General features: G+C 68.1%; 4 protein-coding genes. 2 read left to right on the forward strand and 2 right to left on the reverse strand.

The features are described 5' to 3' along the window. The coding region (locus tag AC5RUJ_RS13305; protein ID WP_494155987.1) for a transketolase family protein at positions 1–968 on the forward strand (968 nt) is incomplete at its 5' end. An 18-nt stretch (positions 969–986) separates the two neighbouring features. On the opposite strand, the gene AC5RUJ_RS13310 is transcribed toward AC5RUJ_RS13305, so the two are convergent. Both AC5RUJ_RS13310 and AC5RUJ_RS13315 read right to left on the reverse strand, forming a co-directional pair. Further along, a complete protein-coding gene (locus AC5RUJ_RS13310) occupies positions 987–1,739 on the reverse strand; it encodes an SDR family oxidoreductase (RefSeq protein ID WP_494025888.1) in 753 nt (250 codons plus the stop codon). A 154-nt stretch (positions 1,740–1,893) separates the two neighbouring features. Continuing rightward, entirely contained in the window at positions 1,894–2,616 is a 723-nt protein-coding gene (locus AC5RUJ_RS13315) for a beta-ketoacyl-ACP reductase (RefSeq protein ID WP_494127888.1), read from the reverse strand. A gap of 129 nt (positions 2,617–2,745) precedes the next feature. Between AC5RUJ_RS13315 and AC5RUJ_RS13320 the strand changes: the two genes are divergently transcribed. Then, positions 2,746–3,180: DUF3099 domain-containing protein (locus AC5RUJ_RS13320; protein ID WP_494155988.1), on the forward strand; the 435-nt coding region annotated here is incomplete at its 3' end.

The following is a 3,180-nucleotide window of genomic DNA, read 5'->3' on the forward strand; positions in this document are numbered from 1 at the left end:
CCGCCGTCGCGCTGCCCGCCTACACGGCGGGCGATTCCGTCGCCACCCGGACCGCCTTCGGCGAGGCTCTGGCTGCCCTCGCCGCCCGGCCCGAGGTGGTGGTCCTGGACGGCGAGGTGGGCAACTCCACCAAGGCCGGGGAGTTCAGCAAGGCGGCGCCCGAGCGCTTCTTCGAGATGTTCATCTCCGAACAGCAGATGGTGGCGGCGGCGGCCGGACTCTCCGTGCGCGGGTATGTGCCGTTTGCCGCCAGTTTTGCAGCGTTCCTCGTCTCCCGCGGCTACGACTTCATCCGGATGGCCGGGGTATCCGAGGTGGACATCCGCCTGGTCGGCACCCATGCCGGCGTCGAAATCGGCCAGGACGGGCCGTCGCAGATGGCGCTGGAGGACCTGGCCGCGATGCGGGCGATCCACACCTCGACCGTCCTCTACCCCGCCGACGCGCCCTCGACCGCCGGTTTGGTCCGCGCCATGGCGGACACTTCCGGCATCTGTTACCTCCGGGCCACGCGGGGCGATTACCCCGTGCTGTACGGGGAGGGCGAAGAATTCCCCATCGGCGGGGCGAAGGTGCACCGGGCTACGGACCACGACGACGTCACCCTCGTCGGAGCGGGCGTCACCCTGCACGAATGCCTGGCCGCGGCCGCCAGGCTCGCCGACGACGGCATCGGCGTGCGGGTGGTCGATCTCTATTCGATCAAGCCCATCGACCACCAGACGCTGCTGGCGGCGTGCCGGGTCACGGGCGGCCGGATCATCACGGTGGAGGACCACTATCCCGAAGGCGGGCTCGGTTCGGCCGTTGCCGATTCCCTGACCCAGGCGCGGGTACCGGACCTCAAACTGGTCCGGCTGGCCGTGGAAGGCTTGCCGACCTCCGGTGCGCCACAGGACCTGCTGGACGCGGCGGGCATCTCGGCGCGGCATATAGCCGCGGCCGCGCGCCGACTGGTCCGGGAGTAGTCGGGCTCTTGCGGGCCCTTAATCCTGCGCCTGCAGGAAGGACTCGGCCCCGCCCACGTATTCCGTGTGCCCGGAGGGGACATCGGCGGTAACCATCTTGGCCACTTCCGCGCCGAACTCTTCCACCGAGTAGAGCTTGCCGGCCTCGGCCCGGCGGGCCTCGATCGCGCCGGGGCGGGCACGGTCCAGCAGCGTCGCGGTCACGGTGCCTTCGATCATGTCGCCGGACACGACCACCAGCGAGATGCCCTTGGCCTCCAGCTCCGGCAGCAGTTCGCGCAGCGCGTCTTCGCCGGCGCGCTTGCTCAGGGCCACCGGCTCATACTCCGGCATGGTCGGCACGGTACGGATGAAGTGGGCCTGATGGCTGGTGACGAACACAACGCGGGAGCCGGCCGGCATCGCCTCGGCCGCGGCCTTGAGCATGTTCACCTGCGCGTCGCGGTTCAGGCGCAGGGCATAGTCCTCGCCCATGCTGGACTCCATGCCGCCCGACGCGTTGAGCACCAGCACATCGACGCCGCCGAAGTTCTGCCTGGCGGCCTCGACCAGCGCCTCGGCGCCCTCTGCCGCGGTGAGGTCGGCGGCAACGGCGACGGCGCGGCCGCCGGCTTCCTCGATCTGCGCCACTACCTTGTTGGCGCGGGGTGCCTTCTGGCGGTAGTTGACTACCACCGACGCTCCCTCGGCGGCCAGGAGCTTGGCCACCTCCGCGCCGATGCCGCGCGATGATCCCGTTACGATTGCTGCTTTGCCGTCCAGTGCGCCCATGGCTGCTCCTCGAGGTTCTCAGTAGTGGTCCGGTCGGGCGCGTTGTAGGAAACGCCCAACCGGAAAAGGCTTCGGGTTCCATCTTGCCAGTCCCCGAAGCCTTATCCGTTGTCGGGAGCCGACAAAACGCAGGCCGAACACCTGCCCGAGCTGCCTAGTGGCCCATTCCCAGTCCGCCGTCCACCGGGATCACCGCGCCGGAGATGTAGGCGGCTTCGTCGCTGGCAATCCAGCGCACCACCTTCGCGACTTCTTCCGGTTCGGCGAAGCGGCCGGCCGGGATGGACGCCAGGTAGTTCTTCTGCGTGTCCTCCGGCAGCACGGCAGTCATTTCCGTGTTGACGAAGCCCGGGGCCACCACGTTGGCGGTGATGTTGCGCGATCCGAGCTCGCGGGTCAGCGACCGGGCGATGCCCACCAGGCCGGCCTTGGACGCGGCATAGTTGATCTGGCCTGGCGACCCGTAGAGGCCCACCACCGAGGAGATCAGCACCACGCGGCCCTTCCGCAGCCTGATCATGCCCTTGGAGGCCCGCTTGATTACCCTGAACGCACCGGACAGGTTGGTATCCACCACGCTGGTGAAGTCTTCTTCGCTCATCCGCAGCAGCAGCATGTCGCGGGTGACGCCGGCATTGGCGACCAAGACCTCCACGGGACCGTGGGCAGCCTCGACCTCGGTGAAGGCAGCGTCCACGGACCCGGTATCAGTCACATCGGCCTTCACACCCAGGAGTCCGTCGGGAACCTCGCCGCTGCGGTAGGTGATCGCCACCTTGTCCCCGTTCGCTTCGAAGGCCCGGGCAATCGCCAGCCCGATTCCCCTGTTGCCGCCGGTGACCAGCACGCTGCGGCCGGGCTGCTGTTCGTTGCTCACTCTTACCTCCATCACGCTGCTGTTTTCCTATGGAATCCTAGCCCGGGATATCCGCCGCCCGGTCATCGTCGCGCGGCTTTAGACATTCCGGCCATCGTGGGAGAATTGATACAGCCCTGATGGAGTGTGATGAGCAAGCAGCCTGACGAGAAGCCGGAAGTCCTGAGCATTACGGACGTCCCCGAAAGCCATACCGATGAGATGCACCGGCGCATGGTCCAGTACACGCTCGCCATGGGTATCCGGCTGGCCTGTTTGCTGCTCTTTTTCTTCATCGACAGCTGGTTCCGCTGGTTCTTCGTGGGCGGCGCCGTTTTCCTGCCGTGGATCGCCGTGATCATCGCCAATGGCGGCAGCGACAAGTCGAACCTGCAGCACAGCACCGCCCTGCTGGACCAGGCGCCGCAGCCGGAGTTGGAGGCCCCCTCCGCCCGGGCGGGAGACGCAGGGGCAGGCCCGGACGACGTCCTCACCGGCGAACTGATCGACGACGCCGGGCAGGGACTGGATGGCAGCCCCGGCCCGTCCTCCCCGCCCGTCCGCCCCGCCTCCGCCGGGGACGGG

The sequence above is a fragment of the Arthrobacter sp. Y3223164 genome (genome assembly GCF_059091005.1).

Coding starts and splice junctions, on each gene's coding strand:
- AC5RUJ_RS13310 (WP_494025888.1), bottom strand. CDS start 1,739: ATGGGCGCACTGGACGGCAAAGCAGCAATCGTAACGGGATCATCGCGC.